Source organism: Leptospira fletcheri (assembly GCF_004769195.1).
Classification (GTDB): Bacteria; Spirochaetota; Leptospiria; order Leptospirales; family Leptospiraceae; genus Leptospira_B; species Leptospira_B fletcheri.
On sequence record NZ_RQET01000004.1, the window covers coordinates 1,368,288 to 1,388,895 of the forward strand.

20 protein-coding genes are annotated in these 20,608 nt (G+C 49.3%); 12 read left to right on the forward strand and 8 right to left on the reverse strand.

Translation table 11 applies throughout. The annotated features are described in order from the left end of the window. Window positions 1-6: 6 nt before the first annotated feature. A complete protein-coding gene (locus tag EHO60_RS09730; protein ID WP_135767900.1) occupies window positions 7-1,560 on the reverse strand; it encodes a Ppx/GppA phosphatase family protein in 1,554 nt (517 codons plus the stop codon). 190 nt (window positions 1,561-1,750) lie between these two features. On the opposite strand from EHO60_RS09730, the gene EHO60_RS09735 reads away from it, so the two are divergent. The 7 genes from EHO60_RS09735 to EHO60_RS09765 all read left to right on the forward strand — a co-directional run bounded on the left by EHO60_RS09735 (window position 1,751) and on the right by EHO60_RS09765 (window position 9,279). Beyond that, window positions 1,751-2,773, forward strand: coding sequence for a rod shape-determining protein (locus EHO60_RS09735; protein ID WP_010413872.1), 1,023 nt, complete (start codon window positions 1,751-1,753; stop codon window positions 2,771-2,773). A gap of 62 nt (window positions 2,774-2,835) precedes the next feature. Further along, on the forward strand, window positions 2,836-3,951 hold the full coding sequence (mreC, locus tag EHO60_RS09740) for a rod shape-determining protein MreC (RefSeq protein WP_135767901.1): 1,116 nt from the start codon (window positions 2,836-2,838) through the stop codon (window positions 3,949-3,951). Next, window positions 3,948-4,451 (forward strand): rod shape-determining protein MreD, encoded by a 504-nt coding sequence (mreD, locus tag EHO60_RS09745; RefSeq protein ID WP_135767902.1) that lies wholly within the window; start codon window positions 3,948-3,950, stop codon window positions 4,449-4,451. Before mreC ends, mreD begins: the two co-directional genes overlap by 4 nt. After that, window positions 4,452-6,398, forward strand: coding sequence for a penicillin-binding protein 2 (mrdA, locus tag EHO60_RS09750; RefSeq protein ID WP_135767903.1), 1,947 nt, complete (start codon window positions 4,452-4,454; stop codon window positions 6,396-6,398). Next, window positions 6,385-7,905: a rod shape-determining protein RodA gene (gene rodA, locus EHO60_RS09755; protein WP_135767904.1), complete on the forward strand. Its 1,521-nt coding sequence runs from the start codon at window positions 6,385-6,387 to the stop codon at window positions 7,903-7,905. Before mrdA ends, rodA begins: the two co-directional genes overlap by 14 nt. 2 nt (window positions 7,906-7,907) lie before the next feature. Further along, window positions 7,908-8,699 carry a hypothetical protein gene (locus EHO60_RS09760; RefSeq protein ID WP_135767905.1) on the forward strand — a complete coding sequence of 264 codons (792 nt, stop codon included), beginning with the start codon at window positions 7,908-7,910 and terminating at the stop codon, window positions 8,697-8,699. 61 nt (window positions 8,700-8,760) lie between these two features. Further along, window positions 8,761-9,279 (forward strand): NADPH-dependent FMN reductase, encoded by a 519-nt coding sequence (locus EHO60_RS09765; RefSeq protein ID WP_135767906.1) that lies wholly within the window; start codon window positions 8,761-8,763, stop codon window positions 9,277-9,279. Window positions 9,280-9,464: 185 nt separating this feature from the next. Here EHO60_RS09765 and EHO60_RS09770 read toward each other — a convergent pair whose 3' ends face one another. Further along, window positions 9,465-9,689 carry a DUF1858 domain-containing protein gene (locus tag EHO60_RS09770; RefSeq protein ID WP_135767907.1) on the reverse strand — a complete coding sequence of 75 codons (225 nt, stop codon included), beginning with the start codon at window positions 9,687-9,689 and terminating at the stop codon, window positions 9,465-9,467. Window positions 9,690-9,756: 67 nt separating this feature from the next. Here EHO60_RS09770 and EHO60_RS09775 point away from each other — a divergent pair, with 67 nt between their 5' ends. Next, a complete protein-coding gene (locus EHO60_RS09775; protein WP_135767909.1) occupies window positions 9,757-10,164 on the forward strand; it encodes a 6-carboxytetrahydropterin synthase in 408 nt (135 codons plus the stop codon). 20 nt (window positions 10,165-10,184) lie between these two features. Here EHO60_RS09775 and EHO60_RS09780 read toward each other — a convergent pair whose 3' ends face one another. Next, window positions 10,185-10,610 (reverse strand): hypothetical protein, encoded by a 426-nt coding sequence (locus tag EHO60_RS09780; RefSeq protein ID WP_246028224.1) that lies wholly within the window; start codon window positions 10,608-10,610, stop codon window positions 10,185-10,187. 87 nt (window positions 10,611-10,697) lie between these two features. Between EHO60_RS09780 and EHO60_RS09785 the strand changes: the two genes are divergently transcribed. From EHO60_RS09785 to EHO60_RS09795, 3 genes are all read left to right on the forward strand, one after another. Then, window positions 10,698-12,662 (forward strand): acetoacetate--CoA ligase, encoded by a 1,965-nt coding sequence (locus EHO60_RS09785; protein ID WP_135767910.1) that lies wholly within the window; start codon window positions 10,698-10,700, stop codon window positions 12,660-12,662. 81 nt (window positions 12,663-12,743) lie between these two features. Further along, window positions 12,744-13,604, forward strand: a complete 861-nt coding sequence (locus EHO60_RS09790) for a substrate-binding periplasmic protein (protein ID WP_135768037.1) — start codon at window positions 12,744-12,746, stop codon at window positions 13,602-13,604. Window positions 13,605-13,683: 79 nt separating this feature from the next. Further along, window positions 13,684-14,541 (forward strand): MBL fold metallo-hydrolase, encoded by an 858-nt coding sequence (locus EHO60_RS09795; protein WP_135768038.1) that lies wholly within the window; start codon window positions 13,684-13,686, stop codon window positions 14,539-14,541. 11 nt (window positions 14,542-14,552) lie between these two features. Here EHO60_RS09795 and EHO60_RS09800 read toward each other — a convergent pair whose 3' ends face one another. The 3 genes from EHO60_RS09800 to bcp all read right to left on the reverse strand — a co-directional run bounded on the left by EHO60_RS09800 (window position 14,553) and on the right by bcp (window position 17,334). Next, window positions 14,553-15,176 carry a lytic transglycosylase domain-containing protein gene (locus tag EHO60_RS09800; RefSeq protein ID WP_135767911.1) on the reverse strand — a complete coding sequence of 208 codons (624 nt, stop codon included), beginning with the start codon at window positions 15,174-15,176 and terminating at the stop codon, window positions 14,553-14,555. A 194-nt stretch (window positions 15,177-15,370) separates the two neighbouring features. Next, on the reverse strand, window positions 15,371-16,858 hold the full coding sequence (locus tag EHO60_RS09805) for a leucyl aminopeptidase family protein (RefSeq protein WP_135767912.1): 1,488 nt from the start codon (window positions 16,856-16,858) through the stop codon (window positions 15,371-15,373). Further along, window positions 16,855-17,334, reverse strand: coding sequence for a thioredoxin-dependent thiol peroxidase (gene bcp, locus EHO60_RS09810; RefSeq protein WP_135767913.1), 480 nt, complete (start codon window positions 17,332-17,334; stop codon window positions 16,855-16,857). The genes EHO60_RS09805 and bcp overlap by 4 nt, the downstream gene beginning before the upstream one ends. Before the next feature lie 134 nt (window positions 17,335-17,468). Here bcp and EHO60_RS09815 point away from each other — a divergent pair, with 134 nt between their 5' ends. Next, entirely contained in the window at window positions 17,469-17,843 is a 375-nt protein-coding gene (locus tag EHO60_RS09815; protein ID WP_135767914.1) for a hypothetical protein, read from the forward strand. 52 nt (window positions 17,844-17,895) lie between these two features. On the opposite strand, the gene EHO60_RS09820 is transcribed toward EHO60_RS09815, so the two are convergent. After that, the gene (locus EHO60_RS09820; RefSeq protein WP_135767915.1) at window positions 17,896-19,863 is read right to left on the reverse strand and encodes a S8 family serine peptidase; all 1,968 of its coding nucleotides are present in this window, start codon (window positions 19,861-19,863) and stop codon (window positions 17,896-17,898) included. A gap of 29 nt (window positions 19,864-19,892) precedes the next feature. Next, complete coding sequence (locus EHO60_RS09825; protein ID WP_246028226.1) at window positions 19,893-20,237, reverse strand: hypothetical protein; 345 nt, start codon at window positions 20,235-20,237, stop codon at window positions 19,893-19,895. Between the last annotated feature and the right edge of the window lie 371 nt (window positions 20,238-20,608).

Genomic DNA, 20,608 nt, shown 5'->3' on the forward strand with positions numbered 1-20,608 from the left:
TTAATTTTACTGAAAGAGCGGAACCAAGCCGTAAGCTGACTCGAACGGATCCGCTTGTTCCTCGCAAGCCCATAGTTCCAGACTCTTGTCGTATCCGGACTTCGCGATTAAGGAGAAGATCGCCTGGTTTTTTCTGGTTTGGCATTTCACGGATTCGATGAATCCCTGCCGATTCCGATTGCAGGCGCTTGCGATCCGCAATATTCCCGATAATTTCATCACGATATCTTGTTCCCGAAATCCGATCCGCTGGAACTCCCTATGCTTCGTTTTCGGGCCGCTTTTTCGGTGATACCTTGCGGTAAGAGCGATGATTTCGATTTCTCCCCAGGTAAATCCAAGCATTGCTTCCGAATTTCGGATCAGATAATAACTGTGTTTGTGATAAGCGGAGTGGGAAACGAAGAGTCCGACTTCGTGCAGAAGGGCGGCGGCTTCCAGCAATTCCCTTTCCTCTTTTCCTAGTCTGTGAACTCCGATCAATTGGTCGAAGAGGTCCAACGCAAGTTTGGCGACATGCCTGGCGTATTCCTCCTCCCTCGTAAAGGAGATCAGCAGATTGTGCACCGATTTCTGCCGAATATCGTCCAAATGACGGGAATGCTCGTCGTCCTGGAAATGCTCCCATTTTCGGATGGTATCGTAAATGATGCCTTCCCGTAGAGCGAGTTCGGACACGGTCATCTCTCGGAGATCCAACTGCTGGAACAGTTCCTCTAAAATCAGCACACCCCCTACGATGATATCCGAACGTTTGGAATCGAAACCCGGGATTTTGGCTCTTTTTTTGGAAGTATCCGCTTCTAGGATGAGATTCTTCGTTTTTCGGAATTCCGCGGCGGAAAACGTATAATGATTCAAGGGTCGCTCTTCCTGTTCCCCCTCGAATGCACGGGTGATCCCCGCGACCGCTTGTACGGTTCCCGAAGATCCTACGATCACGTCCGGCTGCAGATCCCGGATTACCTTACGGAAGGGTAGAATCATTTCCTCTATGTAAAGTTTGCATTTTTTCACATCCGAGGCGGAGAGAGGATCGGTTTTTAGGAATTTTTCGGTAAGTCGTATGGCGCCGAGTTTGAAGCTTTTGGAGAACAGAATATCTCCCCGGTACCCTACAAGTACTTCGGTGCTCCCTCCGCCTATATCGATCATGAGAATCTTTTTATCGAAAACGGGGAGGCCTTGTAGTACTCCGAAATAGATGAGACGGGCTTCTTCGTAGCCGCTGATCACGTCGATCCGGATTCCCGCCTCTCTCCAGGCTGCTTCCTGAAAAGCGGACCGATTCGAGGCTTCTCTCAAGGCGGAAGTGGCGACGGCGCGGATTTCCGCCTTGCTGTTTTCCGCTAAAATCTTAAATCTTTTTAAACAATCGATGGCTCTGCGAAAGGCCGGCGGGTCGATTTCTCCGCCTTCCTCCAGGCCGCTTCCCAGGCGGACGTTTTCTTTTTCTCTGGCCAGGGCTTCAAAGGTTCCATTTTCACGGACCCGGACCACGATCATGTGAAATGAGTTCGTACCGAGATCGATGGCAGCTAGGGTGTTTGCCCGGACCATAATTTCCGCTATGTTTCCCTCCCCCCGCGGTGTTTCCAATTTGTTTTTCGTTTTTTTTGTTTTGGAATTGCCCGTATGACTTGCGCAAGAAATATTGAATTGAATCAACGGCTGAAAAATCCTGATGATTTTTCCGTTCTTCGCAGATAATACAAAGAGAAAGCCCTGAAAGTGGCAGAAAGGGAAAGTAATGATATTCGATAAGCTCTACGGACTATTTTCCAATGATATGGGAATCGACCTCGGAACCGCAAACACACTGGTTCACGTAAAAGGCCAGGGGATCGTTCTTTCCGAGCCTTCCGTAGTAGCGGTACATGCCGCAACGGGCAAGGTTCTGGCGGTCGGCCAGGAAGCGAAGAGAATGTTGGGAAGAACCCCGGGAGAAATCGTAGCCATCCGTCCTATGAAAGACGGGGTCATCGCAGACTTCGAAACCGTGGAAAAAATGATCCGGTATTTTATCGCGAAAGTGCATAATCGTACTACGTTCGTAAAACCCAGAATCGTAATCGGTGTTCCGTCCGGAATCACGGAGGTGGAACGTAGGGCGGTCCGCGAATCCGCGGAGCAGGCAGGAGCTCGGGAAATCTTCCTCATCGAGGAGGCTCTTGCCGCGGCGATCGGGGCGAATATTCCGATTAACGAACCTGCCGGTAACATGATCGTGGATATAGGCGGGGGAACCACGGAAATCGCGGTAATTTCCCTAGGCGGGATGGTGATCGCGGAATCGATCCGGACGGGCGGAGACGAGTTCGACGAGGCAATTATCAAATACCTTCGGAACCAATACAATTTGGTCGTGGGAGAAAGAACCGCCGAGGATATCAAATTGACCATCGGGAACGCGTATCCCGAAAAGAAAACCGAAACGATGGAAGTCAAAGGACGGGATGCGATTTCCGGACTTCCTAGAACCTTGGAATTGGAGTCGAACGAAATCCGCAAGGCGCTCAAAGAGCCGACAGATGAGATTCTGGACGGGATCAAAAGAGTGTTAGAACGTACTCCTCCGGAACTCGCTTCGGATATCGTGGAAAGAGGAATCGTCCTGACGGGAGGAGGTTGCCTATTGAGAGGGCTGGAAACCTATCTCTCCAAGGAAACCGGTGTGCCGGTTTTCCGCGCGGAAAACCCCCTGACCTGCGTAGTATTAGGGACGGGAAAATATCTGGACGAATTGAAATACATAAAACCGGGAATCCGCTAATATTCGAATCGAGCGCTTTCGAGCGAACGTTGACGACCGCGAATTCCTAACCTAGATCGTTTATGCTTTGGATCCAAGTCAGCAAGAGTAAGGAAGCGGTTTCCCTAATCTTTTGCATCGTATTTTCTCTTCTTTCTCTTACGTTTAAGAGTAACGTACTGGTTCGAGGGATCGCAAGTTTCCAACGGGTAGGGGACACAGTCTCCGGTTCCATAGACGGAATCGGTTCCTTCTTTAAAGGCGCCTATACCAAATTGGAATCTTTCGAAACCGTGAGACAGGAAAGGGACGCCTGCGTCGCGGCAATGGACGATTACAAACTTCTTCCCCAGGATTTGGATCGTCTCGGTCGGGAAAACGAAACGTTACGGAGGGAACTCCGTTTTAATACCCGTCAAAAATATCCGAACGTAAAGGCGGAAGTTCTTTCCGTCCGCTTGAATTCCATTTATAGAACCATCATCATTGACAAGGGTTCCGAGGCAGGGATCAAACCGTACATGCCGGTCACCGCCAGGACGGTGGACCAAAAGGGAGAAATCATAGAAGCGTTAGTCGGAAAGGTGATCGCGGTCACCGGAGGTTCGGCGGTCGTCCAGCCTTTGGTCAATTCCAACTTCAACATGGGTGTTTCCATTCCGGACAGCAATCTTTGGGCCAACCTTTCGGGAAATTCCGGAAGAGGGACCGAAGCTCTGATGAATTATATCGATAGCGGTATCGTGATCGATCCGAGGGTTTTTGGAGATTATCCGATGGGTCCCACAGAGATGATCCAATATACGGAGTCCTTGAGTAAAATCGGCAAGGCGGTCTATTCCTCCGGTTCTTCGGGAGTATTTCCCCCGGGAATTCCTGTCGGAATCATCACCGAAGAAGGACCTCGCAACGGAAGTTTTAAGACCGCGTTTCTGAAACCGTTCGTACGTTTCGAACTACTGGAATCCGTAACCATCTTGATGAAACTTCCCGAGAAATGGGCCGAAACCTGGCCCGAAGGGCAGAATATCAATATCGAGAATCCGTATTTCGGGGAATTGAATTATCCGAAGGAGGAAAGGGAGCCGAAAACTCCGACGAATCCGGGCATCACTCCTCCTATTCCTCAGAATAAAAAACAAGGGCAACCTAAATCCGACAAAGGTCCCGGATTCTCGGACGAGGAGCAGACGGAATGATCCTCGAATACGTCGTCATCGCTGCCGGTATCTTTATCTCCCACTTTCTAAACGGTACCAATACCCTGGAAATTTGGGGAAATAAGCCGGATTTTATGGTGCTATTCGTTCTCTTTTTTGCACTCAGAAAGGGAGCCCTGGCCGGTCTGTGGATCGGATTTTTCGGAGGCCTACTCTCCGATTCCGGCTTGGGGGGAGAGATCGTAGGAAACGTCATGACCTATAAAATCGGTCTACATTCCCTGACGTTCTGCTTGATGGGGTATCTCATCGGAAAGTTTGCCCGGTCCGCATATCACGAAAATTATCTTTCGATTACCCTGTATTCTTTGGTGATCACTCTCGTTACAAGGGTTGCGACCTATTTCCTATTTTCGCTTTTCTTTCACGAGAATTTAAGCTATTCTATCTTCAGTACTTCGATTTACAACGCGATCATCGCGCCGTTGTTCTTTTATTTACTCGGAAAGCTGTACAGACTGGAACAAGTGGAGGCTTAAGTGCTTGGAGGATCTCCCACATCCACAGAATTCAAACTAGAGCGTAGCTTTCGCGTCCGCTTGTACTTGTTTTCCGGATTCGTGGTTTTTACCCTTGCCGCCTTCGTGATCCAGCTTTTTAATCTGCAAATCGTCCAAGGAACGGACAACTCCTTAAAGGCGGAAAAGTTCGTTCGTAAGAGCGAAACGATTCCGGCCGCTCGGGGAGAAATGTTCGACCGGAACTTTCTGACTCCGGAAACCTCGATGGCTTTGGTCTCGAATTATTCCAGTTTGGATGCCGTATTAAATACTTCTCTTTTGAAATACGATCCTTCTAGGGTTCGGAAGTTTTTGCATGAATTTGCGAGAACGCTTTCCATTCCCATGTCCTATTACGAAGAGGATCTGATCGAACCGAGATTCTCCAAGAACATCAAATCCAAAAAGCCGTTCGTTCTTTTGGAAGCGATCAGCAAAGCACAACAAGAACGGATCTCGGTATTCGATACAGTCTCCAAATACGTGGTTCTGGTTCCTTCTCCCCGTAGGATCTACAAAATGGGGCCGGCGTTGGCGCATGTGACCGGATATATCGGGAAGCCTTCCAAAGCGGACCTTTTGACTCGCGAAATTAAATCCTACCAATGGCTCGGAAAAAGCGGTTTGGAATTGGAATACGACGAACGTCTCCGCGGAACGGACGGTTTCCGAATCCAAAAGAGAAGTTCCGAAGGAAATATCGAGGAAGAGAGAGTCGTAGAGCATTCGACTCCAGGAAATAATTTAATTCTTACCATCGATAAGGACATTCAAATTGCGGCTTACAAAGCTCTGAAGGGCGCCAGAGGTACTGCCATTGCAATCCGTCCGGCCACGGGAGAGGTTCTGGCGATGGCCTCGAACCCCAGTTTCGATCCCAACGTGCTTTCGGGAAAGAATCGTTCCGAGAGAACCTCCCATTACCGGAGAGTGGATGGGAACGGAGGTTTCTTAAACTTATCCATCCAGTCGAAGTTTCCTCCGGCTTCCACTTACAAGACTTTGGTGGCTTTGGCTGCTTTGGAAAGCGGGCATAAGGTGGATTATACTCCTGAGACCACTTATAGTTGCAACGGTAGTTTCGTTCTAAAGTCGACGTTTGCGGGGGTTCCCGACCAGATTTTTCTTTGTTGGGAAAAGGGAGGGCACGGAACAAACGATCTGGCCCACGCATTGCAAAAGTCCTGTTCCGTTTATTTTTATAATTTAGGTTATAAGTTGGGATCGGATCCGATCCTCACCTATTCCAGACTTTTCGGATTGGATAATAAGACGAATATCGATCTGCCGGATGAGAAGCAGGGCTTTGTACCTTCTTCAGCATGGAAAAAGAGAACCTATGGAACGAAATGGTTCGACGGAGATACGATCAATCTTTCCATCGGCCAAGGGTTCATGTCCGTTACCCCCCTGGGTATGGCCTTGTTTTATGCAGGATTATTGAATCGAGGACAGATCTATCAGCCTTATATCGTAAGCGAAATCAGGGATCCCGTCGATAATTCCATCATCAATCGCACGGAGCCCCAGTTGCTTCGGGATATTCCCATCCAGCCTTCGACCGTAGAGGCGATTAAGGCCGGTTTGCGCTTGGTGGTAAAAAGCGGAACTGCGGCGTACGTTTTGAACAAACCAGGGTTGCCGGATATCGCGGGTAAGACTGGAACCGCACAGACCAGACGTCGCGGAGCCTCCGGGTCCAATCACGCCTGGTTTATCGGGTATGCTCCGGCCAGTGCTCCGGTAAGCGAACAGGTATTGGTCGCGGTCTTCGTGGAATACGGAATCGGAGGGGCTGCAGGAGCGGCCCCCGTTGCGCGCGAAATGTTTCGAGCCGCCTTTCCTCCGGGTAGTTTTAAACGGGTAATAGAATCTCCGGAGCCTGGGGCTCCGGTACTTCCGGAGAAATCCAATGATGTCAGATAGATCCATCGACCGAATCGATTATTTTCTCGTAATCTCCGTAGTGATCGTCGTTCTTTGCAGTATCCTGACCCTGTACTCCCAGGAATACAATTTCGACGACCAAGGGGTCGGTCTTTTCGGACACAAATGGGCAAGACAATTTTTGTATTTCGTCGTAGGTCTGGCCGTGATGTGGTTCCTCTCCAGAGTAAACTATCAATTGATCGGGGCTTACGCGTTAGTAATTTATTTATTTGTAATCTTTCTTCTTGTCCTTACTTTGATACCGGGAATCGGATATCTTCCTTCGGGAAGAGGAGCCCGGTCTTGGCTTAAGATAGGACCGGTCGGAATCCAGGCCTCCGAGTTCGCCAAACTTTCCACGGTGATCCTTTTGGGGCAATATCTGGTGCTGCGCGAAAAAGAAATGAAGAAAATCACGGTTTTGATTCTTCCGTTCGTCATCGTGCTCGTGCCCATGGCCTTGATTTTACTTCAACCGGACTTCGGGACAGCGGTGTCTTTTCTTCCTATCCTTTTTACGATGCTGTTTCTGGGAGGAGCGGACTACCTGCATATCAGTTCGTTTTTGACCTTAGGAGGAGTTTCTCTTCTGATTCCTATGTACGTCGAATACTCCAGGCTGACTCTTTTGAACGACATAGCGGCCTTTCTGCAAAAGACAGGAAAAACGGACCTATTGTCCATCGTAAACCGTCTCGGGGGTAAGGTCTGGCAGGTCTTGGACGGAAAGGAAATCCCCGGAGCGAATCTTACCCCAAAAACCTTGGCTTCTTTGCGGGAGGCGGTGGATCAGGTCACCGATCTGGAGGCAAGTTTCGTATTTAAACTTTTTTCCAATCAGACATTGCTGATCGGGATGGGGATCACTTTGATAGCCTTGAGCGTGACCATGATTTTGCTTAGGATCGCCAGGGGAGCAAGAACATTACGCACTTATTATATACCGCTTGGAATCGTGGGGATTAGCATCTTATCCGCCGTGGTAGTGATGAAGACGGTTCCTTTCCGGGAGAATCAGGTCATTCGTTTGACCGCATTTTTGAATCCGGACGAATTCAAGCAGGGAGCAGGGTACCAACTCAGAGCTTCGAAACCTGCCGTAGGTTCCGGTAAGCTGGTGGGAAAAGGTTTTTTGAACGCGGAGATGACGGAAGGGAAGATCCCTCACGTTCCGGAATCCAGTACGGATTTTATTTTCGCTTCTTGGGCGGAGCAGACGGGCTTTATCGGTTCCGTATTCCTTTTGTTTTTTCTGTTTTCCATTCCGCTTCGCGGACTACAGATCAGTTACGAAAGTAAGGACAGGTTCGGTTCCCTCCTTGCATCAGGGATCGTGGCCTTGCTGTTTTATCACATGGCGATCAATATCGGGATCGTGATCGGTTTGATGCCGGTGACCGGAATTCCATTGTCCTTTATGAGTTATGGCGGTTCCCACTTGATCATGTCCATGACGGCGGCGGGTATTATCCTTTCCATTAAGATGAGAAAACATGCGAACTAATTATGGAACGAGTCAAAGATTCAAGGTTTCTATTCGATCTTAAGCGCAAATTCCGATATATCCTGGAAGAGGTGGAAAAAAGCACGTTCGATCGAAATACGGAAGTTCGGGAACTCGAATCTCTTTGGGAGGAGATGTTTACGATCGCTTCCCGTAGCGATGCCCCGTATTTCCGCGCAAGACTCGTCAATCTAAAGAGACAGTTGGACGGTTTTGTCAGGAATAAGGCGTACGAAAAGAGGGAGTTCGACATCCTGTACCGCCAATTGGATAAAATCCGAAAAAACGATCTGGTGGATTTTCTGGACGAATCGATGCGGGCCAAACTGGAAAGAATCGCGGAGGCTTCTACCTTAAATCGTTCTTTAGAGCAAGCGCCGAGTATCGAAGGTTTTACCTTTTCCGGAATTCCTCTATTTCTCACGTTTCGGTGCGGTACCGTTTTCTTTATCGTGAAAAGCGGCCCGAAGAAGATCTTTCGAAACATCGACAGATCGAAAGAGAAAGTATTGTACGAAGGAAAGAAATATCCGATCTTTCCGGGGCGTTCGATTTATTTTTCCTGGGAAGAGGAGAAAAATTGGGAGTCGGAACCGGGCAATCTTTTGATGATCCGGCATAACAAAGGACTTCGATTTTTTAGATACGATTCTTTGGGAGATACGTTTCGGATTCCGGAAGATACGTTTCAGCGTCGACTGAAGAAAGTGGAAGACACGATTGGACAGGCGGGAATTCAGAAATATTTCCGGAAAGCCGGGGTTCGATATTATTATATTCCGGAAGAGGAATAGAAGTCTCTAGAAGATCGTTCCGCCGGCTCGGCGAGACGGCCCCTTCCTAAGTCTAATTTTCATGAAAATCAACTTGCTCGGCGTTTCCGGTAGTCTCCGGAAAAATTCCACGAATACGAAATTATTGAAAACGATCGGAGTGCTCGGCCGGGAACACTTTAACTTGGAAATCTTCTCCGATTTAGATCTGCTTCCTCCCTTTTCTCCGGACCGGGAAGTGGAATTGCAGAAGAGTTCGAAACATCTCGGAGATTGGCGTAACCATCTGCAAGCGGCGGACGCTCTGATTTTTGCCTGTCCCGAATACGGGCATGGGGTTCCCGGAGTTTTGAAGAACGCTTTGGATTGGGTGGTCGGCTCCGGAGAGCTTGTAGACAAACCTGTCGGGATTACGAACGCTTATGCCATCCGGTCTCGCGGAACCTTCGCCCTCCGATCTCTGGCAGAAACTCTCCGCGCGATGAATGCACATGTTGTTGAACAGAGGCCGCTTTCTCCGGAGGACGATCCAGGGATTTGGTCCAACGGAGTCCGGGAGATCTTAGAATCCCTATGCGCAGTTCCTCGGACTCGTATATAGGTGAATTTGAAATTTAGAGAAGAAGTTCTTTGGCAGGACGCGGCAACGATACGTAGGGTGCGAAGCAGTCGCGGGGACGGAAGGCTATTTGTGAGAGACAGATGGAAAGGCCGCGACCGAAGCGATAGCGCAGCCCGGAGTAGCGTGACCGGAGCGAAGCGGCGGGGCCGCCACATTCCGGAGATTTATTCCTCGTCTTCGAGTAAATTGTTCAGGCTTTCGATCAGCACTTCCACTTCTACGCCATAGCCCATGCAAACCTGTTCGATGGTTTCCAATTCGTTGATCGAGCAGTGGGAACAGCCTCCCAAATGGTAGCTGGAAAATACGAGACCTGCTTCCGGATGGAGAGCGATTGCTTCTCCCACCGTCATTTCCTTATAAAATCTTGGCTTGACCGCTTCCGACATACGGAAATTCTCCTATTAGTACGGGTTTCCTTCCAATATATAGACTCCCGGATCCTTAGTCAATACCATGTTTTTTCAGGAAACGGGCAAGTTCTATATCAGGATCGAAGAAAGATTCGAATCCTCTCATTTTTTATACAAATACTTCCAGGACGGTTCGGATGAGCCGATTCACGGGCATTCCTTTAAGGTGGAAGTCTATCTTTCCGGAAAACGGAATATCGGGGAGGATGGCATTAGTTTCGATTTTCTGACCTCCAAAAAGAGGCTGCGGGAACTGGTATCCGAGCTGGACCATATCCTGATCAACCAGCATGCCGATTTTATCCGTACGAATCCCACTTCCGAGAATATGGCCAGATGGTTCTACCATCACATCAAAGATAGCGTACACGCGTCCTCGGGAAGAGTGGATCGGATCGTGATCCATGAAGGTCCCGAGAACCTGGCTTTTTTCGAACCTTCGGAAGGTTGATCGGAAGTTTTCCGATTCGTTTAGAATTTCCCGTACGTAACCAAAAACAATAAGTGGCAGACGGCAAACGCGGAGGTGAAATAAAAACCGATGCGCAGAGGCTTTGGAAGATATTGGATTCCGCACACGATCGAATGAAAGGCCAGAAAGCCCAACGCGATGAAATTCGTCCAAAGTGCAGCCTTTACGGGAGCCGGGTCCGCACCGAAAAGTAGAATTAACGTGGTGGGCAAGAGTCCTAAAAAACTCATGAATCCGCCGGTAGCGATCCAAATCATCAAAATCAATCTGGATTGTCTTTCGTCCGGATGTTGGAACGCGGAAATCGCTCCTCCGACGATCAACTGGTGCAGAAAACCGTGGCCGGCATACAGGATACTCGCAGCTAAAAACAGGATCGTAGGAAGGTCGAAACGGATCCAAAAGTCGGGTGAGGAATGGTCCACGTCACATACTTATGATTTTCACCTTGGTTGCTCAACTAAATTCCTGTTGACCTTGTCGGGATTTTTCTCAAGCATTCAATGCCTAAGATGAATCGACCGCTTTGGCAACCGGATCCGGAGCAAATTCGGATCTCTCGAATGACCCACTTCCAATCCTTCGTGGAGGAAAAAGTCGGAAGCAAATTCGCGGACTATCGGAGTTTGCATTCCTGGTCCGTGAAAGAGTTTCCTCGCTTTTGGGAATTGCTCTGGGAGTATGCGCCCGTTCTCCATTCCAAACCGTACGAGGAAGTCTTCCACAGAGGAAGGACGTTCCGCGAATCCCGTTTTTTTCCTGGAGCAAGGTTGAACTTTGCGGAAAATCTTTTGCGAAGGAAAGACGAAGGCATTGCCATTCAATACATCGGGGAAAGCGGAGCTAGAGCGAAAGTGCCTTTCTCCGAACTCAGGAGCCGTGTAGGTTCTCTGGCGGCTTATCTTCGGGCCCTAGGAGTGTCGCCGGGAGATCGGGTCGCCGGTCTGATGCCGAACGTTCCTGATACCGTGGTTTCCATGTTGGCGACGACTTCGATCGGAGCAGTCTGGTCCTCCTGTTCCCCGGATTTCGGTGCAAAAGGGGTTTTGGACCGTTTCGGCCAGATTCGCCCGAAGGTTCTCGTGACTACCGACCGTTACGAATTCAAGGGAAAGAGTCTTCCTTTAGCAGGAATCGTTCAGGAAATTACCAAGGAGCTTCCCGACCTAAAAACCGTTCTTGTGTCGGAGTATCCTTCCGTCGAAGTCGCTTCGAATTCCCCTAAAATGCACGACTTCCCGCCCATATCGATCTCTTTGGCGGACGCGGAACGTAGTTTTCCAGGAACCGAACCTAGATTCGAACAATTGCCCTTCGATCATCCGGTTTATATCATGTACTCTTCCGGGACCACCGGGTTGCCGAAATGTATGGTACAAGGACCCGGGGTTTTTTTGAATCATTGGAAGGAACTGGCCTTGCATACCGGTCTTCAGCCCGATGATCGTATTTTTTATTACACTACCTGCGGCTGGATGATGTGGAATTGGTTGGTAAGTTCCCTTTCCATCGGAGCGACGATCCAACTTTTCGACGGAAACCCGTTTTATCCGGATCCTGGAGTTTTGTTTCGGATGATGTCCGAGTTGCGGACGGATATTTTCGGAGTCGGCGCAAAATACATTTTAAGTCTGGAAAAGGAGGGATTTCGACCGACGCAGGATCTTTCCGGATTACGTGCGGTGCTTTCCACCGGTTCGCCTCTGCCGGCTTACGGGTTTCGATACGTTTACGAATCCTGGAAAAAGGACCTGAGACTTTCCTCCATTTCCGGAGGAACGGATTTGAACGGATGTTTTGCATTAGGAAATCCTAATTTACCTGTATACGCCGGGGAATTGCAGTGCATTGGTCTCGGTATGTCCGTTAAAATTTTCGATGATACGGGTAAGCCTATGGAGAAGGGGAAGGGCGAATTGGTTTGCACGGAGCCTTTTCCTTCCATGCCTTTGGAATTCTGGAACGATCCCGACGGCAAAAAATACGGTTCCGCTTATTTCGACGTATTCCCGGAGGTTTGGCGTCACGGGGATTTCGCGGAGATCACCGATGAAGGCGGAATGGTCGTCTACGGGCGATCCGACGCGACTTTGAATCCGGGAGGAGTCAGGATCGGAACGGCGGATCTGTATACTCTGCTGGAGACGATCAGCGAAATTGCGGATTCGGTCGTAATCGGTCAGGACTGGAAGGACGACGTACGGGTGATTCTATTCCTGAAAATGGTTCCTGGTAAGGCGCTTACCGGTGAATTCGAAACTTTTATAAGAAAGGAGATCAAGGAGAAGGTTTCTCCGCGTCATGTTCCGGCAAAAATCCTGGCGGTCTCCGATATTCCCTATACTAGAAATATGAAGAAGGTGGAGATTGCGGTGAAAAGAACCGTCCAGGGAGAGACAGTGCCGAATAAGGACGCTCTCGCAAATCCGGAATGCCTGGAATCCTTCGCGAATCTACCCGAGTTGCAGGTAGACTGATCGTTTGCGGAAAACGTTTTTCCCTTGTGCAAGGACGCAATCGGAATTAGAATGTTCGGAAAAAGCGGGTTCCTTTCCGGAATGAGTTTCTATCTTTCTAAACCGTTTTGCTTCGTCGGTTCCCTTTTTTTGTTTCTCTTCTCGGTCTCTTTGACTGCGCAGGGCGATTTTTCCAATTCCAGATTGCAGGACATTCAGAAACGAGGCGAATTACGGGTCACCGGAAATCGGACCTTTGCTCCTTTTTACATAGACAACCCCAAAGAGGGTTTTCCAGGATTCGATGCCGAATTGGGAAAGAGATATGCCGATTTTTTAGGAGTAAAATACGTTTTTATTCCCAAACCGGAGTTCGAGGATTTTGCGGAAGCGGTTCAGAAAGGAGAGGCGGATTTGGCTCTGTCGGGAGTAACTACCACTTTAGAACGCTCTAAAGTGATTCAGCTCAGTAAACCGTATCTGGTTTCCACACCTTCGGCACTGGTTCGAAAATCGGTTCTTCCTCCTCCGCCGGAAGGGAATATTATTACTACGCAATATTTCAGAAGTATTAAGGACCTAGGCGATTTGAACGGAGTGAGTTTTGCGGTGCGCGCTTTTTCCGGAAGCCATGAATACCTACTGCGTACGTTTCCGAATTCCAGAATTTTCACCTATGGTAGTTTGGACGGGGCTTGGAAGGCGGTGCGGGAAGGTACGGCGAATTGCTTGGTGGCGGAAGCGTACCATATCAAGGGAATTCTTCTACTGCAGCCTTCGATCGCGTCCAGCTATCGTCCTTTGTTGGAGGCGGTACAAGAGGATCATATCGCGGCCTTACTGCCCAAATCGGATTTGGTCTATTTGAGAAATTTCGAATTTTTTATCTCGGAATTGAAGAGAAAGGGAGATCTAAAAGCTCTTGAAGATAAATATTTTAATTCGGGAGACTGGGTACGATAGGATTTTTTCCTAGATTCCGCCGGATTCCAGGTTGCGGCGTTTCCATTTCCGATCAATGTCCGGTCTCAGTCTAAGAGATATGGCAAGCCTAACGAAAAGAAGATCGGAAAACGTTCCGGGAAATTTTTACGTGGATTCCTCCTGTATCGATTGCGAGACCTGTAGGATTTTGGCCCCGGAAGTTTTTTCCGAAAAGGGCGGAGCGTCCTATGTCCGGAACCAACCTTCGAATTCGGAGGAGTCCTTTCGGGCATTGCAGGCCCTCGTCTCCTGTCCTACGACTTCTATCGGGACGATGGAGCGGGACGATCTGACTTCCGTAAAGGATTCCTTTCCGGCAAGGATTCACGGAAACGTTTATCACTGCGGTTATCATTCCAAGTCTTCTTTCGGAGCCTTTTCCTATCTGATCCTTCGACCCGAGGGAAATGTGCTCGTAGATTCGCCCAGGTACGTTCCTTCTCTTGCGGAAAAAATCCGGTCCTTGGGAGGAATCAGATACCATTATCTTACGCACCGGGACGACGTTGCGGATCACGAGAAATTTCACCAGGATTTCGGATGCGAACGGATCATTCACGAGGACGACGCCGGGGCAGTGGGCAATCCGGAAATCACGATCGCCGGAAGGGATCCGTTCCGATTCGCGGAAGATCTCACCGTTTTTCCGACTCCCGGACACACCAAGGGTCATACCGTCCTTCTGTATTCGAATTCCTTTTTATTTACGGGAGATCACTTGGCGTATGACCCTATGAGAAAACGTTTGATCGCGTTTCGAGGGGTTTGTTGGTATTCTTGGGAAGAACAGAAAATATCCATGGAATCCCTGGCAGGACTTTCCTTTGAATGGGTTTTACCGGGTCACGGAAATCCCTTCCACGGAACTCCGGAGGAAACTTCCCAACTCCTCCGGAAATGCATTGATTGGATGTAAGAATGTCGGTGTTAACGTCCGCGGAAGCCCATGTATTCCGACTGAAAGGTAAATACGTCTTCCGCATATTGTTTCACCCCGCCCCATTTTTTAACGGCGGCCGGACCGGCGTTGTAGGCGAGTAAGGCTTTCCGGACATCTCCGTCTAGGCTGTCTAGAAGGTGGTTCAGGTAGGCAACTCCGAGGGAGAGGTTCACTTCCGTTTCGAAGAGTTCGGATTCCCGTATTTTCCGGCCTTCTTGGGAACCGATCCAGGCTCCGGTAGCCGGCATGACTTGCATATAGCCCCTTGCGTTTTTCTTGGACCGGGCTTTTTTGTGAAATTCGGATTCCACTCGGATGAGTCCGAGCAGTAGGCCGATTTTTTCCCCTTCTGCGCAGCTCATTCCGCAGGCGGAATCCTTGATTTTCGCACTTTCGAGCAATACGGTCTTGGTCAATCGATCCAATTCGGCGACGGGGATGGAAGGCCTTTGCTCCAGAATGTAATCTCTTACATACTGGGCCTCGTTTTTCGTCTTTCTGGCGCTCCAGCTTTCGGTGAGGGATCCTGCAATCGGCGCCACCAGTGATTGGTAGAGCAGGGGCAGGGCTGCAATGAAAATGTGTCGTTTTCGAATCTTAGGCTGGTTCATAAATGAACGTCCTTGAATGGTGCGTCGCACTATTCAAGGACCATTCTTTTTGCACCGCACTATAGGGCAAGCGGATTTTTAAAAATAGACTGCAGGTCGGTTTTACTTTAATTTCCTGTATGGAGGAGGAAGTTCCGTGAAGGGGGAAGGGAATCTGAGCGAAATCGGATTTTCGCCCAGATTTAAAATTTGTTCTACTTTTGTTTTTCTAGTTTTTCCACTAGGTCTACGAGCAAACGGACTCCGTATCCGCTGGGGCCGTTGCCGATTTGTGTCCCGGAGGCTTTTTTTCTCCAAGCGGTTCCGGCTATGTCGATATGGGCCCATTCGATTCCGGAATCCACGAAGCGTTCCAGGTATTTTCCTGCGGAAAGACTTCCTCCCGGACGTCCGGCGACGTTTCGCAAGTCGGCGATATCGCTTTTGAGGTCTTCTCCATATTCGTCCCAAAGAGGAAGGTTCCAGGTTCTTTCCTCGGAACTAAGAGACGCTTCGTCGATGAGCTCCCGGAGTTTTTCGGAGTTGCTCATGACCCCTGCGGCTTCATGACCGAGGGAAATGATGATGGCTCCGGTTAAGGTAGCCAAGTCCACCATGTAGTCCGGTTTGAATTTTTTTCCCACATAGGAGAGCACGTCGCCTAGGACCAGGCGTCCTTCCGCGTCCGTATTTTGGACTTCCACGGTCAGACCGTTATGAGCGGTATAAACGTCTCCCGGTTTTACCGCGGCTGCGTCCGGCATGTTTTCCGCGACACCGATTGCGGCGATCACCGGAACGCCCAAGCCAAGCTCGGAAATGGCTCCGATGGCGTGGATGACCGCAGCGGCTCCGCACATATCATATTTCATTTCGTGCATGTCCTGGGCCGGTTTGATGCTGATTCCTCCCGAATCGAAGGTGAGCCCCTTTCCGATCAAGGCCAGTTTCTTTTTCGTCTTCGGTTTGGTCGGATGGTATTCCAGAAGGATCATTTTCGGTTTTTTGTCGGAGCCTTGGGAAACCGCCAAGATTCCTCCCATTTTTTCCTTCTTCAGTTGGGGTTCGTCAAAGACGGTGATCTTCAGGCCGTTTTCCTTCGCGATCTCTTTGGAGCGGGAAACGAATTCCTCGGGAGTGAAATGATTCGCGGGGAGGTGGGAGATAAACCTGCAACCGTTGACGTACTTGCTCACCGCCTTGGATTTTTCCAGCCCTTGGGCGGCTGCTTTTTCCGCACCTGGATCTTCGATGAGGAAGGTCACTGGGCCGAATTTCGGTTTCTTTTCCTTAAAGTCCTTCGTCAGTACGTTTAAGGGAAATGCGCCTAGATCCACGGAATTCGCGATCTGATAAACAAGTCCGGTAGGAGAAAGATTTTTTGTGAGAAAGCGAGGGACTTTGATTTCCAATCCTACCCCATCCCATTTCCGGAGTTTTTCTCCGAAGGAAAAGAAGTACTGGGCCACTCCGCGGATGCTCGCTTTTGCGGCTTCCCCCACGCCTAGGTAAATCGTCCGGTCCGGTTCGTCCGTCAGAGATTGCCCCGGTTCCCCCGCGAAGATAAAGGATTTGATTTGGTCTGGGAATTTCGTTTCCAGTTCCTTGGGCAGGTGGTCTTTGGCCACGAGAACGATTTTATAGAAATTCTTGGACGGGTTTTTTCCGATCGAAAACTGTATCTTGGATTTCTCTAATTTCATTTTTTCTCCAACGCTTTAATGTCGGTTAATATCTGGTCCACGTGTCCTTTTACGCTTACCTTCGGATAGATTTTCAGGATCTTCAGGTCGGGTCCGATCAGAAAGGTGGTCCTTACGATTCCCATCGATTCTCGACCCATGAATTTCTTGAGTTGCCAGACCCCGTATTTTTCGCAGATACTTCCGTCTTCGTCGGAAATCAAAGTAAAGTTGAGTTCCTGCTTTTCAATGAATTTCTGGTGGGACTTGAGCGAATCCTTGGAGACTCCTACGACTTGGAACCCTTGCTTTTTCATCCGGGAAAAATTGTCCCGAAAATCGCAGGCCTCCGTCGTGCATCCGGGAGTCAGATCTCTAGGATAAAAATACAGTACTAATCCTTTTTCCCCCATCAAGCTTTTGAGGTCCTTTTTTTGTCCGGACTCGTCGGTTCCCGTAAAGGCGGGGGCTTTGCCGCCCTCTTTCAGTTCGTTCATTCGATTCTCGTATCCCTATTTCTGCCTGCGGGACCGTTTTCGTCGGCAGGCGTTTCCCCCCAGGATCCTCTCCGGGCACGGAAAGCCGAGGAAAAATCGATTGCGAAACTTTTTTTTCGGACGATATTCTAAGTATGGATTCGAAAGAGCGGATGGAACTCATACGAGAAGGCAACCAGGCCTTTAACGAAGGGGATATCCGGAGGGCCCGGGAATGCTTTTTGAAGACGGAATATAAGGACGGGCTCATCCGCTTAGGGGATTATTTCATGTTCGAGAAAAAACTCCCGATTCTCGCTTACGGATATTATAAAAAAGCGGGATCTCAAAAGAGAATCGACGAAATTTTCCAACGTATGTTATGGGCACTCTCCGAATGGATCGGGCAGGACAAGTTCAAACTTCCTCAGACCCAGGCCAAGACTCTAGATCCGGAAGATTTTACGGTGCACCCGCTTTTGAGACAAACCGCTCTGGACATTCTGAAAAAACAGGGGATCTCTCCCTAGTTCCGCGGACTTCCTTCGAAAAAAGAAGAAAGCCCGTGTATAAAACCGTGGGTTATTGTACCGTCGCCGTAATTCCACTCGGAGCATTGATGTAGGTCAGGGTTCCGTACGCATTCGCGGAATTTCCGGTCTTCGTTTTTCCCTGCAGTGAGGAGTTTGAGATTCCACCGTATAGGATGGCGTTAACCGTATCCGCATAGGTATACTTCGTGTTGTACGCTCTTGCCAAGGCTGCAATTCCGGCGACGTGAGGAGATGCCATGGACGTCCCGTTTAAAATGCTGTAATGAGTCGTGTCGTTTCCGAGTACGTTCAAGCTATAGTAATCCAATCCGATTCCTAAACCGAAGGTTCCACATCCTCCAGTGCAAGAGTACGTTTGATTCCCGGAAGAAGTGAAATTCAGTCCGATCGTACAGGTCGTAGTGGTGCAAGTGGAAGAGATATTGTAAGTAGGATTTTCCGGATCCATTCCCGTAATTCCGTTGTTCGCTTGGACTAGAGTGGCCGGAAAGGAACCGCTGTTCGTTCCCGCGTAGATGTTGAAGTAGTCGCCCGCAAGTAAGGATTCGAAATAGTCCAGGTTTAACGTGACTGCCACGGGAGTGAACGGTAGGGTAAACGTCTTGTAGAGGCTATTTCCGGTGGAGGTTTCCCGGTAATAGGAAGCGCCGGACCAGAAGTTACAAGCATCGGAAGTATCCACCGAGGAATTGAACATTAGTAGATTGGAATATGTTTTTCCTCCTACCGTGCAGCTCTTGACTCTCCAATCCGTTCCGCTGGTCGTCCAAGTGGAGAAATCCTGGGAGGCAGTCGATTGGGAGAACACCGCGCCATTTCCCGGCCAGGTGCTCAGGATATTCGCCCCGGGAGCGCCTACGGCGACCGTAGATGAGGAACCTGCAGTATTATAATCTGAGAAATTCGTAATATTATAATTTTGATCTAACGCTGCCACGCAGACCAGGTTCGGGAGGCCGTAATCGCAAGGGTAGGTTGCGTTTGAGGTCACTGCATGGTTTAGTCCGGAGTTGCCTGCCGCAACGACTACTACAACGTCGTGGTTTTGGGCGTTCTGGATGGCGGAATAGAAGGAGGCGCTGTATCCCGCTCCTCCGAGACTCATGTTGATGATCTTGGCTCCGTTGTTGACCGCAAAATTAATTCCGTTGATGATATTCGAAGTCGAACCGGATCCGGTTTCGTCCAAGACTCGGACCGCCATCAATTTGCTCGTTTGGCAGACACCGGTGGTTCCTAGGCTATTGTTTCCTTGGGCTCCTATGGTTCCCGCGACGTGGGTCCCATGGCCGGTATAATCCATCGGGTCGTTCGCGGTTCTGGTTCCCGCGTAGTTCCATCCGTGATGAGGACAGGACCCTCCTGTGGTGGCGGTTCCGCCGTTTTCATCCAAACAGGAGCCGCTCGGACTCCACATTTCGTTCACTAAATCCTGGTGATTGTAATTGATTCCGGTATCCACCACAGCAACGATCACGGAGCTACAGTCAGTTTGGAGGGTCCATGCGGACTCCGCGCTGATGTCTTTGCCAGACGTTCCCGGATTTGCCGTCGGGTTTCCGACAGTATCCGTGTAAAATTCCGGAGTTACTGCGCTTCCTGCGGTTAGAGTTTGGGCGGTGTTCTTGAGTCCCCACAAGCTGCCGTACGAAGAGTCGTTCGGAGATTGGGTTTGGTAGATGTAATTCGGTTCGGCAAATTCCACGTTCGGATCGTTTTGCCAAGCTGCGACCGCGTCTTCGACGGATTGGTTCTGAGGAAGTTGTATATGTGCGGTTCTCGCGTGGCCGAGATTGGAAAGGAGCTTGCCTCCTTTCTGGACGGCCATTGCACTAGCGGAGACTCCGGATTTGAACCGAACGATGACTTCGCCCGGAACATATTTGGGTTTTTTGGCTCGATCGATCAATTTAGGAATGGTCTTTTGAGCGACAAAGAAAAGTCCTAGAACGAGTAAGAGAAGGGTACCGAGGAAAGCGCGATTTTTACTATTCATATTCAAACCTTTTGAAAATCCCTAAAGACTTAATTTACTTGAACGGTCGTGGGAGTCGCCGCCGGGGTTCCGTTCGGATTTAGGGAAGAGTATCCTAAAACATAGATGTAAACTTGGCTTCCGCTCGGAATGGAGAGAGTGGCGGAAGTCGGAGCTGTAGCTCCGCTTGCATAAGGAACCGTGGAGCAAACAGCGGTTGCCGCTTGGTAAGAAGGGTTGATTCCATAGCAGGCTTTATAACCGCCACCTGTCGAATTTACGGATTTCTCACGATTGGCCTGCCAGTTCACAAGAACATTTCTCGGGGCTCCCGTTCCGATACTTCCTATTTTCGAACCGGAGCTTCCCATCAGAAGAAAGATCAAAGGATTCATTCCACCGCCGCCGCCACCGGAACATCGGGAGAAAATTAGGAATAAGAGTAAAAGAAGGCCGCGCGCTACGAACATTGTTGCTCCCGATCGTTTCTTTCGAATCGATACTTCGTTTTTCAACGGCGCTTTTCCGAACTCTTATTCAAATATCCGGTAAAGGCATAAAGATGTCCGGATTGGCACCGTAAAGCCACAGAAAGATAGGGGCAAAAAATATTCAACCAATTTAGAAAATTTTTTACTGATACTTTATCAGTTGAATTGCTTGATTTTGATCTAAAATATCAACCATTAGAAAGATTCTACCCCCATGATTTGTTCTATTTTAGAGATTGGGTTCGTTCGGAATAGGTTGCTCAAGAGCTTATAGC

Bases quoted from the DNA above. Each gene is read 5' to 3' on its own strand.
- EHO60_RS09730 (WP_135767900.1), bottom strand. From the start codon at position 1,560: ATGGTCCGGGCAAACACCCTAGCTGCCATCGATCTCGGTACGAACTCA.
- EHO60_RS09735 (WP_010413872.1), top strand. From the start codon at position 1,751: ATGATATTCGATAAGCTCTACGGACTATTTTCCAATGATATGGGAATC.
- mreC (WP_135767901.1), top strand. From the start codon at position 2,836: ATGCTTTGGATCCAAGTCAGCAAGAGTAAGGAAGCGGTTTCCCTAATC.
- mreD (WP_135767902.1), top strand. From the start codon at position 3,948: ATGATCCTCGAATACGTCGTCATCGCTGCCGGTATCTTTATCTCCCAC.
- rodA (WP_135767904.1), top strand. From the start codon at position 6,385: ATGATGTCAGATAGATCCATCGACCGAATCGATTATTTTCTCGTAATC.
- EHO60_RS09760 (WP_135767905.1), top strand. From the start codon at position 7,908: ATGGAACGAGTCAAAGATTCAAGGTTTCTATTCGATCTTAAGCGCAAA.
- EHO60_RS09765 (WP_135767906.1), top strand. From the start codon at position 8,761: ATGAAAATCAACTTGCTCGGCGTTTCCGGTAGTCTCCGGAAAAATTCC.
- EHO60_RS09770 (WP_135767907.1), bottom strand. From the start codon at position 9,689: ATGTCGGAAGCGGTCAAGCCAAGATTTTATAAGGAAATGACGGTGGGA.
- EHO60_RS09775 (WP_135767909.1), top strand. From the start codon at position 9,757: ATGTTTTTTCAGGAAACGGGCAAGTTCTATATCAGGATCGAAGAAAGA.
- EHO60_RS09785 (WP_135767910.1), top strand. From the start codon at position 10,698: ATGAATCGACCGCTTTGGCAACCGGATCCGGAGCAAATTCGGATCTCT.
- EHO60_RS09790 (WP_135768037.1), top strand. From the start codon at position 12,744: ATGAGTTTCTATCTTTCTAAACCGTTTTGCTTCGTCGGTTCCCTTTTT.
- EHO60_RS09795 (WP_135768038.1), top strand. From the start codon at position 13,684: ATGGCAAGCCTAACGAAAAGAAGATCGGAAAACGTTCCGGGAAATTTT.
- EHO60_RS09800 (WP_135767911.1), bottom strand. From the start codon at position 15,176: ATGAACCAGCCTAAGATTCGAAAACGACACATTTTCATTGCAGCCCTG.
- EHO60_RS09805 (WP_135767912.1), bottom strand. From the start codon at position 16,858: ATGAAATTAGAGAAATCCAAGATACAGTTTTCGATCGGAAAAAACCCG.
- bcp (WP_135767913.1), bottom strand. From the start codon at position 17,334: ATGAACGAACTGAAAGAGGGCGGCAAAGCCCCCGCCTTTACGGGAACC.
- EHO60_RS09815 (WP_135767914.1), top strand. From the start codon at position 17,469: ATGGATTCGAAAGAGCGGATGGAACTCATACGAGAAGGCAACCAGGCC.
- EHO60_RS09820 (WP_135767915.1), bottom strand. From the start codon at position 19,863: ATGAATAGTAAAAATCGCGCTTTCCTCGGTACCCTTCTCTTACTCGTT.
- EHO60_RS09825 (WP_246028226.1), bottom strand. From the start codon at position 20,237: ATGAATCCTTTGATCTTTCTTCTGATGGGAAGCTCCGGTTCGAAAATA.